This is a genomic window from Peristeroidobacter soli (assembly GCF_004138485.1).
GTDB classification, from domain to species: Bacteria; Pseudomonadota; Gammaproteobacteria; order Steroidobacterales; family Steroidobacteraceae; genus Steroidobacter; species Steroidobacter soli.
Genome location: NZ_ML142848.1, coordinates 1 through 13,158 on the forward strand (window position 1 = coordinate 1; position 13,158 = coordinate 13,158).

Annotated in this window: 12 protein-coding genes, 1 pseudogene and 2 riboswitches; of the genes and pseudogenes, 11 read left to right on the plus strand and 2 right to left on the minus strand. The window is 63.7% G+C overall.

Features of this window, described 5'->3' with window-relative positions; all coding sequences use genetic code 11:
* On the plus strand, positions 1-829 hold an 829-nt coding region (locus EKO19_RS39005; protein ID WP_246038800.1), incomplete at its 5' end, for an SGNH hydrolase domain-containing protein.
* A gap of 28 nt (positions 830-857) precedes the next feature.
* Here the strand turns inward: EKO19_RS39005 and EKO19_RS39680 are convergent.
* Positions 858-1,148: pseudogene (locus EKO19_RS39680) on the minus strand (5-methyltetrahydropteroyltriglutamate--homocysteine S-methyltransferase); the annotation flags it as partial.
* Positions 1,149-1,277: 129 nt separating this feature from the next.
* A riboswitch (cobalamin riboswitch) is annotated at positions 1,278-1,509 on the minus strand.
* A 129-nt stretch (positions 1,510-1,638) separates the two neighbouring features.
* A riboswitch (cobalamin riboswitch) is annotated at positions 1,639-1,851 on the plus strand.
* Positions 1,852-1,964: 113 nt separating this feature from the next.
* Here EKO19_RS39680 and EKO19_RS00010 point away from each other — a divergent pair.
* Genes EKO19_RS00010 through EKO19_RS00050 form a run of 9 tightly spaced genes read left to right on the plus strand, consistent with a single transcriptional unit; the run spans position 1,965 to position 11,055 of the window.
* Complete coding sequence (locus tag EKO19_RS00010) at positions 1,965-2,162, plus strand: CbtB domain-containing protein (protein WP_129774350.1); 198 nt, start codon at positions 1,965-1,967, stop codon at positions 2,160-2,162.
* A 6-nt stretch (positions 2,163-2,168) separates the two neighbouring features.
* Positions 2,169-2,888: a CbtA family protein gene (locus tag EKO19_RS00015; RefSeq protein ID WP_129774352.1), complete on the plus strand. Its 720-nt coding sequence runs from the start codon at positions 2,169-2,171 to the stop codon at positions 2,886-2,888.
* Positions 2,889-2,910: 22 nt separating this feature from the next.
* A complete protein-coding gene (locus EKO19_RS00020) occupies positions 2,911-3,288 on the plus strand; it encodes a DUF1636 domain-containing protein (protein WP_217705049.1) in 378 nt (125 codons plus the stop codon).
* A gap of 17 nt (positions 3,289-3,305) precedes the next feature.
* A complete protein-coding gene (gene cobW / locus EKO19_RS00025) occupies positions 3,306-4,385 on the plus strand; it encodes a cobalamin biosynthesis protein CobW (protein ID WP_129774356.1) in 1,080 nt (359 codons plus the stop codon).
* Positions 4,385-8,176, plus strand: a complete 3,792-nt coding sequence (gene cobN, locus EKO19_RS00030) for a cobaltochelatase subunit CobN (protein WP_129774358.1) — start codon at positions 4,385-4,387, stop codon at positions 8,174-8,176. Before cobW ends, cobN begins: the two co-directional genes overlap by 1 nt.
* Positions 8,173-9,189, plus strand: coding sequence for an ATP-binding protein (locus EKO19_RS00035; protein ID WP_129774360.1), 1,017 nt, complete (start codon positions 8,173-8,175; stop codon positions 9,187-9,189). The genes cobN and EKO19_RS00035 overlap by 4 nt, the downstream gene beginning before the upstream one ends.
* Before the next feature lie 35 nt (positions 9,190-9,224).
* Positions 9,225-9,899: a vWA domain-containing protein gene (locus tag EKO19_RS00040; protein ID WP_157995027.1), complete on the plus strand. Its 675-nt coding sequence runs from the start codon at positions 9,225-9,227 to the stop codon at positions 9,897-9,899.
* Positions 9,896-10,180: a hypothetical protein gene (locus EKO19_RS00045; RefSeq protein WP_129774364.1), complete on the plus strand. Its 285-nt coding sequence runs from the start codon at positions 9,896-9,898 to the stop codon at positions 10,178-10,180. The genes EKO19_RS00040 and EKO19_RS00045 overlap by 4 nt, the downstream gene beginning before the upstream one ends.
* Positions 10,177-11,055 (plus strand): ABC transporter substrate-binding protein, encoded by an 879-nt coding sequence (locus tag EKO19_RS00050; RefSeq protein WP_129774366.1) that lies wholly within the window; start codon positions 10,177-10,179, stop codon positions 11,053-11,055. Before EKO19_RS00045 ends, EKO19_RS00050 begins: the two co-directional genes overlap by 4 nt.
* Here EKO19_RS00050 and EKO19_RS00055 read toward each other — a convergent pair whose 3' ends face one another.
* Positions 11,056-12,066, minus strand: coding sequence for a histidine kinase (locus EKO19_RS00055; RefSeq protein ID WP_129774368.1), 1,011 nt, complete (start codon positions 12,064-12,066; stop codon positions 11,056-11,058).
* Positions 12,067-12,317: 251 nt separating this feature from the next.
* Between EKO19_RS00055 and EKO19_RS00060 the strand changes: the two genes are divergently transcribed.
* On the plus strand, positions 12,318-13,154 hold the full coding sequence (locus tag EKO19_RS00060) for a CopD family protein (RefSeq protein ID WP_129774370.1): 837 nt from the start codon (positions 12,318-12,320) through the stop codon (positions 13,152-13,154).
* The last annotated feature ends 4 nt before the right edge of the window (positions 13,155-13,158 follow it).

Here is a 13,158-nt window from a genome sequence, read left to right on the forward strand (position 1 = left end):
CAGCGGCCGGAATTGTTTGATCGGCTTCACCGACGTGGCGCCCGTGAAATGCATCTTTGGCGCGAGCGATGCCGCCAAGACCGTGGTGCTGTTCGGGGATTCGCACGCCGATCAGTGGTCCACCCCACTCGCCTCTTTAGCGAGCGCGCGCGGCTGGCGCTTGGTCACCGTTCTGAAGGCCTCTTGCGCAGTCTCGGACATCCCCTCCTACAGCCCTCGGCTGCGTCGAGACTGGCCGGAATGTGCCGAATGGCGCGCGCGGGCCATTGAGGAGATTCGCCAGTTGCAGCCCACCATGGTGATCGTCTCTCAATACTCGAGCGGCTACGTCCGTGGCCCGTGGAGCGCTCGCGGCAAGCACGCCGTCACGCACGACGCCTGGGAAGCCGGCTTGCGCAGGACGTTGAGTCGACTGCGAGAAACGAATGCCTCCATCCTGCTCTTGCGCGACAGCCCGTCCCCCGGAAGAAACGTCGGTACATGCATCGCACGTTCGCGCTGGCGCGGGCTATCCGAGTCGAACTGCGACACGCCTCGGATCGACGCACTCGACCCCGCGATATCGCCGCTCGAGCGCGCCGTGGCCACCTCGATGGGGGCCCGCTTCGGCGATCTGTCGGCCCAGTTCTGCGATGACACGACCTGTCCGAGCATGCGTTCAGGCATCCTCGTTTATCGGGATGCGAATCACATGACCACGGCGTTCGCCGCGCGCCAGGCGGCGAACTTGGAACCGATGCTCGAGCCGATGCTCGAGGGCACGTTGATGAGTCAGGAAGCGCCGAGGTCCTCGGGGTTGCCGCGAGACTCGCATCCGCGAGCCAGGTGATATTGCCCACACCGCCGCCCAGGCTGTGCAACTTTCGCAATGCCTCGATGTAGACGGGCACGAGTTTCGAAATCCGTGTGCTCCGGCAGTAAGCCGCGTCCGCGCGCTTCTTCCCCAAGGAAACATACGTCAGCGGTCCTACCAGCACCGGACGCGTTTGAATCCCGAGCGCCCGCGCCTGCGAGTATTCGTCGAATACCTTGGACGACGACAGTTTGAATGTTTGATTGGCCGCGAACTCCGGCACCAGATAGTGATAATTGGTGTCGAACCACTTCGACATTTCCATCGCCGTCACATCCCGGGCGCCGCGAGCCATGGTGAATCCCGCGAGCAGGATCGGACCAAAGCGAGGATGCGACGGAGTGCCGGCGGAAAGAACGTATCCGCGAGCAAGACCCGCCAGCTCCACCCCTCGAGAGCCCGACAGCCGACATCGCGCAATGGTTGTTACGCGACGGCCAGGGCAGGTCTTCGGACTCTCAGGCGGAAATCATCGCGAGCATGATTCGATCTAGTGGCGGTCGCTTCCCAGGCGCTTGCGCCCAGTGCCATGACCACGGTCGTTCCTGAATACCGCTGCGGGGCAGTTCCGGCATTGGGTTCATATAACAACCCGCACCGGATTCCCTATTAAGTCCGCTCGTTGAGGGCGGACACCGCTGGCGGGAGGAAAGATAAAGTTGCCGTCGGGGCCGCGGCAATGCGCGCTCTGTTCCGAATCCGCGCGACGCCACGTTATGCCGGGCATAAAGAGTTTTCATCGCGCCCGGCCGGTACTTTGATTGACCGTCCCGCCCGCGGGTCGGTATCATTTTGGTCGCTGAGGTGCCGTCCGGGGTCTTCGACCCCGACGGTGAAACGGGAAGCCAGTGACGTCCATCGAGGGCCATTCTGGCGCTGCCCCCGCAACGGTAAGCGAGTCGATGCGAATCACGATGCCACTGCCCGGCCGCCGGGTGGGAAGGCGATTCGAATCCATACTCGCGAGTCCGGAGACCGGCCTCATGCATTGGCACTGATCTGCGGTGGGCAGGCGTCGGCCGGCGTCTGCATCCCGCGCACTTCGCCTATCCGATCTCCCCGCCTCCGAAGATTCAGTCGACTTGGCTGGTTCTGTCGTTCGGAGCGCTTCATGGCTTCCAAAGATCTCTTTGCCTCTCCCGCCGTCGGTCAACAGGCCACCCGGTCGCTGGCTCAGCGCAAGGTCGTGGGCCTGGTGTCGTTGTTTGCCGGCTTGTTCTGCCTGTATTTCGTGGGCTTCGCGCCGATGGCTGCGGTTCACAACGCAGCTCACGACACTCGCCACGGCGCCGCTTTTCCCTGCCACTGATTCGCCATGCTACGAGACACCCTGCTAGCGGCGGCTCTTTCCGGGCTGGTCGCCGCGCTGCTGCTCACTGTCGTGCAAGCGATGTGGGTCACGCCGTTGATCCTGGAAGCCGAGACCTACGAATCGGCGGGCGCAGCTCCACCGCACGGTGCCGAGTCGCATGATCATGAGCACGATCATGGCGACGCCGAGGAGTGGGAGCCTGCCAATGGATGGGAGCGCACGAGCTTCACGCTCGCGGCCAATCTCGTGATGGGATTGGGTTATGGCCTGGTGCTCATCGGCGTGTATTCATTGTGGCGTCAGCCGGGTGGACTCTGGAGTGGCGTGGCCTTCGGCGTCGCCGGCTTCATCGTTTTCTTCGCAGCCCCGTCGCTCGGCCTGCCTCCGGAATTGCCGGGCACCGTCGCAGCTCCAGTGCAGGAACGCCAACTGTGGTGGGCCATGACCGCGCTGCTCACCGGCGGCGCGCTGCTGCTGGTGTTCTCCAGCCCGTTTTCGTGGGTCAAGGCGGCCGCGGCTGTCGTGCTGGCAATTGCGCCGCACGTTCTCATCGTCGCACCGACACCCGAAGTGCACGCCGCGCTGGCACCGGAAGAATTGCAACATCGCTTTCAGCTTGCGACCACCTTCGCGAATGCCGCCTTCTGGATCTTTCTCGGCGCGGCATCGAGTCTCGCGTTTCACAAACTGACGTCGTCGCATGGACGGCTCAGCGAGGCCTGATCGCTCCACGGAGCGCGAACCGGTGGCTGTCGAGGCTGCGATCGAGCTCTTTGTCTGCGACACCTGCCGCTATCGGCCGGACCAGCGCGAATGCGAAGGCCGCAGCGGCGGCGTGCAGCTTGCCGAGCATCTCGAACGTCAACTGAGTGACGCGCCCATGGCAGGCGTCCAGCTCCGTCGCGTCTCGTGTTTGATGGCGTGCTCACGTCATTGCACCGTGCACATTCGCTCCGCCGGAAAGTTTGGCTATCTGATCGGCGACTTCCCGCCGGACGCGGCGAGCGCGGCGACCGTGCTCACCTACGTGGATCTGTATCGGCAGTCCGACACCGGGCAAGTCCCTTATCGATCCTGGCCTCAGGCCATCAAGGGCCATTTCATCGCCCGCACTCCTCCCTGATTCGAACCGGACGCGCCATGTCACAATCCGCCAGCGCCACGCGCATTCCCGTCACCATCGTCACCGGCTTCCTCGGCAGCGGCAAAACCACGCTGCTACGGAATGTCTTGCAGATGGAGCACGGCAAGCGCCTGGCCGTCATCATCAACGAATTCGGCGAGCTCGGCATCGACCGCGAAATTCTCAAGGGCTGCGATATCGGCTGCGAGGAGCGCGAGCGTGCCGGCACGCTGTATGAGCTGTCGAATGGCTGCCTGTGCTGCACGGTGCAGGAAGAATTTCTGCCGGTCATGCAGCAGCTGGCCGAACGGCGCGCCGAGATCGATCACCTGCTGATCGAAACCTCGGGACTGGCATTGCCCAAGCCGCTGGTGCAGGCGTTCAACTGGCCGACGATCAAGAACGCGTTCACGGTGGACGCGGTCGTGACCGTCGTCGATGGCCCCGCAACCGCCGCCGGTCAGTTCGCCGAGAGCCCCGCGGCCGTGGACCAGCAGCGGCGCGCCGATCCGAACCTGGATCATGAATCGCCGTTGCACGAGCTGTTCGAGGATCAGCTGATGTCCGCCGATCTGGTCGTCGTGTCCAAGTCGGATCTGATGACGGCCGATCAAGGCGCGGCCGTCGACTCGATCATTCGTGAAGAAATCCCGCCGACGGTGAAGATCGTCCGTTCCCAGAGCGGCCGGGTCGACCTGAACGTGTTGCTCGGCGTCGGCGCCGCCGCCGAAGAAACCATTCATCTGCGTCCGGATCATCACAGCGGCCACACGGACGAGAACGGCGAGCACGATCATGACCATGACGCGTTCGATTCGGTCGTCGTGCGCCTCGGCACAGTCGATCCCGAACAGCTCGTGACCCGGCTCAAACGGCTGGCCGAGCATCATCAGATCTATCGGATCAAAGGATTCGCTGCCGTGCCCGGCAAGCCGATGCGGCTGGTGATCCAGGGCGTCGGTCGTCGCTTCGACACCTACTTCGATCGTCGCTGGCGCGACGACGAGGAGCGTCGTACCACGCTGGTGTTCATTGGCGAAGATCTGGACGCCACCGCGCTCGATACTGCCGTCGCGGACGTCGCGCTCGCCAGCTGATGCATCTGTTATCTGCCAAGGCTGGTGGATATACCGATGCGACGGTCACCGTTCGCATCGAGCAAGAGCCTGCGGACATCGTCATTCTGAGCGCGGCCGATACGACACTGTCGTTGTTGGCCGCGGCCGCCCGGCGCTTGCCGAATGGCTTTCCGTCGATCCGCATTTGTAACCTCATGCATCTGCGGGCGCCGGCATCGGTCGATTTGTATGTCGACGAAGTGCTACAGCACGCGCGCGTAGTCGTCGTCGACCATGTCGGCGGCGAGTCCTATTGGGCTTACGGCCTCGAACGTCTGGTGACTCTGTCGAAAGAGCGCCCGCAAACGTTGGTGTTGTTCTCGGGCGATCGTACCGAAGACCCGAATCTGACCAGCAAGAGCACCGTTCCCTGGCAGCAGTGCGAACAGTTGTTGCGCTATCTGCGCGAGAGCGGACCGGAGAACGCGGTCGAGTTCTTTGTGAGCCTGGGACACGACTTTCTCGGCTGGCAGCAGCAGCCGCGCCCGCCCCGCCCGTTCCCGGAAGCGCTCGTCTACGTTCCCGATCATGCAGCGGCAGGGATCGACGCGTGGCGCGCGCGGTGGGTCGCAGGCGCTCCGGTCGTCGCAGTCGTCTTTTATCGCTCGCATCTATCGGCCGGCAATACCGAGGCCTTCGATGTCTTGATCGCATCGATGCAACGCGCCGGCTTGAATCCTCTGCCGCTTGCGCTGAACTCGCTCAAGGACCCGCTGTGCTTGCAGGTATTGCGCACGCTATGTTTCGAGCACGACGTCGCGCTCATCCTGAATACAACCGCGTTCGCCACTGCTGCGTTGGATGATCCAGAACCCGCTCCGCTGGCCGGCACCATTCCAGTGCTGCAAGTCGTGCTCAGCGGCGGCAATCGCGAGGACTGGCAGGCGAACGATCACGGCCTCAGCCCCCGTGACATCGCCATGCAAGTGGCGCTGCCTGAAGTGGACGGCCGTATCGTCACTCGCGCCATCAGTTTCAAAGGCGCCGCCTATCGTTGCGAACGAACTCAGTACGAGCTCTCGAAGTATCAACCGGATCTCGAGCGCGTCGAGTTCGTCGTCGAGCTGAGCCGACGCTGGTGCCGGTTGCGACAGCTTGCGAACGAAAAAAAGAGGGTCGCGCTGATCATGGCGAACTATCCCTCTCGGGAAGGACGCATCGGCAATGGCGTGGGTCTCGACACGCCGGCCTCGGTCATCGCGATCCTGCGCGACCTGCAATCTCAAGGCTACGACCTCGCAGATATTCCCGACGATGGCGAGCAATTGCTCGCTCGGTTCCGCGACGGCGTGACCAACGATCCAGCGAGCTGGAGCGCGCGTTGGGCCTTTCAGAGTGTCGCGCTCGACGACTATCTCTCCTGGTTCGCACAGCTGCCGACCGAAAACCAACGCGCGGTGACCGAACGTTGGGGCGATGCTTCGACCGATCCCATGCTTCGGGAGGGCCGATTCATGATCTCCGGCCTGCGGCTGCACAAGATCTTCATCGGCCTGCAACCCGCCCGTGGTTATGAGATCGATCCGCACTCGACCTATCACAGTCCGGACCTGGTCCCGCCGCATCACTATCTCGCCTGCTATTTCTGGCTGCGCCATGGCTTCGAGTGCGATGCCATCGTGCACGTCGGCAAACACGGCAATCTCGAATGGCTGCCCGGTAAGAGCGTCGCGCTCGGCAACAGCTGCTGGCCGGATGTGCTGCTCGGCCCGATGCCGCACTTGTATCCGTTCATCGTCAACGATCCCGGCGAAGGCAGTCAGGCGAAGCGTCGTTCGCAAGCGGTGATCGTCGATCATCTGATGCCGCCGCTCACTCGCGCCGAGACCTATGGTCCGTTGCAGGACCTCGAGCGACAGGTCGACGAATACTACGAAGCACTGGTCATCGATCCGCGCCGTGCGGATATGCTGCGATCGACGATCCTCGCGAATGTCATCTCACAGAATCTGCACCAGGATCTGGGCATCGGCCGACCGGAGAATGCAGAGGCCGAGCGCGCCCTGCTCGTCCGGACCGATGCCTACTTGTGCGATCTGAAGGAATCGCAGATTCGCGATGGCCTCCATATCTTCGGCTGCTCGCCTCACGGCACTCAGCGGCGCGACACGTTACTGGCGCTGGCCCGATTTGCCGTGGGCGACGGCAGGGGTCGCAATGCCGGCCTGCTCGCCGCGCTATCGGCGGATCTGGGCTTGGAAGGATTCAATCCATTCGACTCCGACTGGACTCGCGAATGGACCGGGGCTCGTCCGGAGCTGCTGATGCGGACGAGCGACAGCGCGTGGCGTCACAACGGCGACACCCGCGAGCGGCTCGAAAAACTGGCTGCGACGTTGATTGAGCAGGTCGCGCCTGAGACCGATGCCACACCGCTCGACCTTCAAGGCCAATTGCCTCGCACCTTCCAGGTCATGGAACGCTTGCGAACGCATCTGCAGCCGTCGCTCGACAATTGCGGCGCGAGCGAGCTGCAAGGCTTGCGCGATGGCTTGAACGGCCGCTTCGTTCGCTCCGGTCCGAGCGGCGCGCCCTCTCGCGGTCGACCTGACGTATTGCCCACGGGCAAGAATTTCTATTCCGTCGATACGCGCGCCGTTCCAACGCCCACCGCATGGCGGCTCGGCTTTGCATCGGCGGCGCAAATGATCGAGCGCTATCTGCAAGAGCATGGCGACTACCCTCGCACCATCGGTTTGTCCGTCTGGGGCACGGCGACCATGCGCACCGGCGGCGACGACATCGCTCAGGCGCTCGCGCTGATGGGGGTTCGGCCCGTGTGGGCTCAGGGCAGCCATCGCGTGGCGGACTTCGAAATCCTGCCCGTCTCGATCCTGGACCGACCGCGCATCGATGTCACATTGCGGGTCTCGGGTTTCTTTCGCGACGCCTTCACCAACGTCATCGAGCTGTTCGATGCGGCCGTGCAAGCCGTCGCCGAACTGCCGGAAAGCGAGCATGACAATTTCATCCGCGCTCGCATTCTCAAAGACACTCAAAAACTCATCGAGGCCGGCACCGACCGGGACGCAGCTCGCGCGCAGGCAGGTTGGCGGGTCTTCGGCTCCAAGCCCGGCGCTTACGGCGCGGGCCTGCAATCGCTGATCGACAGCGGCAACTGGTCGACCGACGCCGACTTGAGCGATGCCTATTGCACCTGGGGCGGTTACGCGTACGGCCGCGGAGTTGCAGGTGTGCCCGCAGTGGCTCGCTTCAGCGAACGGTTGTCGGCCATGCAGCTCGTGGTCCAGAACCAGGACAACCGCGAGCACGACGTGCTCGACTCCAACGACTACTACCAGTTTCACGGCGGCATGGCCGCAGCCGTGCGTCACCTGAGCGGCTCCGCGCCAAGCGCCTATCACGCCGACCACAGCAATCCGGAAGCGCCACGCATCCGCACGTTGCGTGAAGAAATCGGCCGGGTGATCCGCTCGCGCGTGGTGAATCCGAAATGGATCGCCGGCGTGAAGCGCCATGGTTACAAGGGCGCCTTCGAGATCGCCGATACCGTCGACTATCTGTTCGCCTTCGACGCCACCGCGCACGTGCTCAGCGACTATCAGTACGCGCTGGTCGCCGACGCCTTCGTGAACGACGTCGACACGCGCGAATTCATCCTGCGTCACAACGCCAACGCCATGCACGACATCTGCGAACGATTGCTCGAAGCCATCGATCGCGAGCTGTGGGAATCGCCCGGCGAGTTCGAATCGACCCTGCGCCGGCACCTGCTCGACGCCGAAGCGCAGCTGGAGACTGTTTCATGAGCGACGCCATCCGCCCGGTGTTTCCTTTCTGCGCCATCGTTGGACAGTCGCGGCTGCAGCTGGCGCTGACACTCATCGCCATCGACCCTCGCATCGGCGGTCTGTTGATCGACGGGCCGCGTGGCACGGCGAAGTCCACGAGTGCCCGCGCGCTCGCCGAGCTGCTGCCCGGCGGCGCATTCGTCACGCTGCCGCTCGGCGCCACTGAAGAAATGCTCATCGGCTCGCTCAGCGTCGACGCAGCCCTGCAGTCCGGCAAAGTGACGTTCTCCCCCGGACTGCTGGCCAAGGCTCACGGCGGTGTGTTGTATGTCGACGAAGTGAACCTGCTGCCCGACGTGCTCGTCGATCAATTGCTTGACGTAGCCGCCAGCGGCGTAAACTTCATCGAGCGCGACGGCGTCTCGCACAAGCATGCGGCCAGCTTCGCCCTCATCGGCACGATGAATGCGGACGAAGGCGAGCTGCGGCCACAGCTGCAGGATCGGTTCGGTCTGGCACTATCGCTCACCGACTGCACCGATTCAGCGATGCGCGCGGATATCGTGAAGTCGCGGCTGGCGTTCGATCTGGATCCCGACGCGTTCCGTCATCGCTTCGCCGAATCGCAGAGCCGGCTACGCGACACCATCGCGGCTGCGCGGGCAGCGCTGCCTTCGATCACACTGGGTGACGCGTTGATCACCGAGGTGAGCGAGCTGTGTCTCGCCGCCGGCGTCGAGGGTTTGCGTGCCGATCTCGTGATCGTTCGTGCCGCTTGCGCCCTCGCTGCCTGGCAGCGCGATCCGCAGGTCACCATCGAGCACGTAAAGCAGGTCGCGCCGCTCGCTCTTCATCACCGATCGAGCAAGGGAACATCGCAGCAACCGCAGTCGACGCAGCGACCGTCGAAGTCGCAGGAGCAACCGCGCTCGAAGCCGGACGATGCCAAATGGGGCGCGATGGCCCCCGCTCCGGTCTCGGCCCTTGCGGCGCCTGCCCTTCAGCCTCCGGCTCAAAAAAAAAGTTTCTGAGCAGCGGGCCGCGAGGCACGAAGAGCCGTACTGGCATGGCGCCCGCCACCCGACAACTCACATCGATCCGTAGGCGCGCCAGCCGGCGCGTGCACTGGGTGCGCACGCTGGCGAGCAAGGGCCCGGAGCCTCTGCGATGGGAGCATCTTCGGTTCCGTCCTGGCGCCAGACAGATTCGAACCTTGCATTGTCTGCTGATCGATTGTTCCGCCTCGATGCTCCTGTCCCAACAACTCGCTGCTGCCAAAGGCATGCTGATGCAGCTCATCCAGATGGCGTACGACCAGCAAGCGGATATCGCCATCATCGGCTTTGCTGGCGCTGAAGCCCGCGTGTTCGTCGGCCCGACGCGAGCGCGCCCGCCGACATCGATCCATGCCGAGGAATGGTTGAGACCGGTCCGTGGCGGAGGCGCTACTCCACTAACGCGCGGCATTGCCGCTGCTTCCAGGCTGCTCGCGCAGGCCAAGCAGTCGCGATCTCAGCAAAACACCTGGCTCTGGCTGCTGACCGATGGCCGAAGCACCGAGTCGCCGCCACGCCCGACCGCAGCGGACAACATCGTCGTCATCGATTGCGAACGCAGCCGGGTCCGATTGCGAGGCTGCCTGACGCTGGCCGAGCGTTGGGCGGCCCAGTACATCGATCTCGGCAACCGCCCTTCGCGGCAGACTGCCAGCGTCGAGGCACAGCGAGGCATCGAGTCTTGAGCGAGATGACCTGGCGCGCGGATGTCGACTCGCTGGCGTTTCAGCCGCCGGATCATGCTGGCCATTGTTTCATTCATCGGCGCGCATTCGTCACGCTGTGCGCGGCGGAGACGATCGAAGATTGTGCGCGCTACTACCAGTCGAATCGAGCCGCGATCTTTCAGGCAGCGGCGGCCAAGATACAGCGTGACAGTTTGAGTCTTGAGGCGAACTTCCATTTGAACAGCCGAGACATCGCTCGCGTCGTGCGCTCCACCACCGACATCGAAGGCGCGACATGAACATGCGCTGGCTCGCACTCGCGCTCCTGACGCTCGCCGCGCCCCTGGCGCTGGCGAATGATGCGCCGATGCGAATCGTATCCATCAATGCCTGTCTCGATCCGATGCTGCTGGAACTGGTTCCCAAGGAGCGCATCGCTTCGCTGAGCCGCTATTCGAGCGATCCGTACCGTTCGGCGATTGCAGACGCCGCCAGGGAATTCCCCGCGACCCGCGAGTCCGCCGAAGAAATCGTGCTGCTGAAACCCGATCTGGTGTTGGCCAGCCGGCATACAGCGATGTTGACCCGCAACGCGCTGGGGCGCGTCGGGGTTCGCTTGGAGCTCTTCGAAATACCGCGAACCGTCGAAGCCAGCCTTGCCCAGGTGCAGCGGCTCGCCGAGCTCGTCCAGGAACCCGAGCGAGGCCGCGAGTTGGTCGCTCGCATCCAACGAGCCATCGAGGACGCCAGCCCGCCGCCGGGCGCCCAGCCATTGAGGGCCGTCATCTATCAGGCCGCCGGACTGAGCGCGGGCAAAGGAACGATCACCGACCAGCTCATGAGCATCGCGGGCCTCACGAACATCGCGGCACAGGCGCAGTTGAAAGGCTATCGCGTGCTGCCGTTGGAGTCTTTGATCGGCGCCGAGCCCGACATCGTCCTGCTCGGCGACACTTTGGGAGGCGCGACCCGCGCGGAGAAGCTGGTTCATCATCGCGCCCTCCGCACGCTCGAGCCCCGGAGCAGCTTCGGATCGTTTCCCGCCAAATATATGAATTGCCCGGGCCCGGTCATGATCGCCGCGCTGGATGCGCTGGTTGCCGCCAGGGATCAGGCGCTGAGCCGGGCTCGTGGGGGCCAGCCTGTTCTGCGAACCATGCGAGCGTCGCCGTAATCAGCACGAGTTCGCCGGCACATCCATCGCAGCTTCGCCTGCCATCACGCTCTGCTGATCTCCGACGGGAATACGCGCGAACAGCGTGAAGCCCTGGCCGTGGCCGGTCATGACCTTCCATTCCCCGCCGAGCATGTCCACGCGTTCGCGCATGCCGATCAGTCCCAGCCCGGGATGAGTCTGGTTTGGATCGGCCCCCTCGCCGTCGTCGCTGATACTGACCTCCACGGCATCGGCAACGCCGGCACCCGGCTCGGTACGCACCACGCGAACCGCGACATGGCTGGCTCGTGCATGACGGGACACGTTTGTCAGCGCTTCCTGTGTGAGCCGGTAGATGACCAGATTGAGCGGCTCGCTGAGCGAGTCGAGATCGCCATCCAACGTGACGCTCAACTGCACCTGCGACAGCCGTTGCCGGCAATGATCCAGGTAATGCTCCAGGGCCGCTTGCAGACCGAGATCGTCTAGAGCGATCGGTCGCAGTTCCCGGATCAGATCGCGTACCACCGCATGCAGATGATCCGCGTGCTGGATGATCGCGGCCACCGCCACCGCCGGCGGTCCACTCATCCGGGCCTGAATCGATACCGCATCGGTCTTGATCGCATTCAAATACTGGCCGAGCTCGTCGTGCAATTCGCGGGCGATGGACTTGCGCTCGGCTTCCTGGGCACGCAGATACTGTTGCGCCAGGCGGCGATTCTCGAGCAGCAGCGACTCCAGGCGCTGTTCGGCGGCGCGCCGCTTGATGAGCTCGCCGAGCATCTCCCGATATCTTCGCCACGCAAACCAGCATAGACACGACGCCAGCACGATGAGCGTGGGAAAGGCTTCGTCGACTTGCATCGACTCCCAGGCGCGCGTATGCGCAAACAGCCACTCGTTGAATTCGAAGTGCGTGAACAGCAAAACTGCCGCGAGCACCGCGAATGCCACGCAAGCAAGGTCTCGCCACAGCGCCGTTTTGTCCCCGGAGAACTGCCGGTCCACGCCACGACCTGAATTCATTGCCGCGCCTCCCTTCGGATGGTGTCACCTGTGTCACGCCCGGCCGTGAGCCTTTCCCAAGCGGCTCAGGAACATTTCTACACCTGTCGAGGGCTGCGTGTGAAATTCCAGGCCCCGCGGCGCCGGCTATAGCGCCGGGCCGCCGTTTGGCACGTGGCTGAGCGTCCGGGCCAAACTGTAGGCGATCGGGAGCTCATGCGAGTACCCTGCGATTGCGACAGCCCCGAAGCGGTCGCCTGGGGGTACCGTTCATGCTCGAGGCGTTTGCCGCACTACTGAAAGCTCTGCTGTATGCGGGAGTTCTGCTCTGTGCCGGCGCCGTCTTCGCTCAGGCCACGCTGCGGCCGCCACCCAACAGCAGCCATCTTCTCTCGCGACTGGTACGCCCCGGTGCCGCACTCACGATTTTCTCGGCGCTGGCTCACGTTGGATGTTTGTTCCTGCGACTGGGCGCGGGATTCGATACGGTCACGCTCTCGGCCGTGTTCCTGTCCGGAGTCGGTGCCGCGATGTGCTTGCAGATTACTGGTGCAGCACTACTTCTCATCACCGACCCGAGCGACGAGACCGCTCGCGGCACACAACTCAGCAATGCCGCTCTCGTCACTGCATCATTCGCCTTCAATGGTCATGCCGCCGCGGAGGGCCTCACCTCAGGGCTCGTTGCATTCCTGCATGTATCGTTCGCAGCTTGGTGGTTCACCGCGCTGTGGGTCCTGCGGGATGCGTGCATTCGTATGGAATTCCCGGCGGTCACGGCGCTGGTGATGCGATTCAGCGCCATCGCTTTCGGACTGGTTGGCGGACTGGTGATCGCCGGATTGCTGCTGATAGGAATGCTGGTGGAGTTCGCCAACGATCCGTGGCTGTCGGGCTACGGCCGATTGCTGGCCCTCAAGATCTTCCTGGCCCTGCTCGCTCTGGCGCTGGCAAGTTATAACAAAGTTCGCCTCACCAAGCGCCTGGCAGCAGGCGATGCGAGCGCCATTCGCTCGCTGCGCACGACGGTTGGCGCGGAGCTCACCTGCATCGGCGCGGTGCTCGTCGTCACCGCAGTTCTCACGACCTACACCTCGCCGCACCAGTAGGCAC

What these genes read in the sequence shown, in the direction of transcription:
- EKO19_RS00010 (WP_129774350.1), top strand. Translation starts at nt 1,965, where the DNA reads ATGGCTTCCAAAGATCTCTTTGCCTCTCCCGCCGTCGGTCAACAGGCC.
- EKO19_RS00015 (WP_129774352.1), top strand. Translation starts at nt 2,169, where the DNA reads ATGCTACGAGACACCCTGCTAGCGGCGGCTCTTTCCGGGCTGGTCGCC.
- cobW (WP_129774356.1), top strand. Translation starts at nt 3,306, where the DNA reads ATGTCACAATCCGCCAGCGCCACGCGCATTCCCGTCACCATCGTCACC.
- cobN (WP_129774358.1), top strand. Translation starts at nt 4,385, where the DNA reads ATGCATCTGTTATCTGCCAAGGCTGGTGGATATACCGATGCGACGGTC.
- EKO19_RS00035 (WP_129774360.1), top strand. Translation starts at nt 8,173, where the DNA reads ATGAGCGACGCCATCCGCCCGGTGTTTCCTTTCTGCGCCATCGTTGGA.
- EKO19_RS00040 (WP_157995027.1), top strand. Translation starts at nt 9,225, where the DNA reads ATGGCGCCCGCCACCCGACAACTCACATCGATCCGTAGGCGCGCCAGC.
- EKO19_RS00050 (WP_129774366.1), top strand. Translation starts at nt 10,177, where the DNA reads ATGAACATGCGCTGGCTCGCACTCGCGCTCCTGACGCTCGCCGCGCCC.
- EKO19_RS00055 (WP_129774368.1), bottom strand. Translation starts at nt 12,066, where the DNA reads ATGAATTCAGGTCGTGGCGTGGACCGGCAGTTCTCCGGGGACAAAACG.
- EKO19_RS00060 (WP_129774370.1), top strand. Translation starts at nt 12,318, where the DNA reads ATGCTCGAGGCGTTTGCCGCACTACTGAAAGCTCTGCTGTATGCGGGA.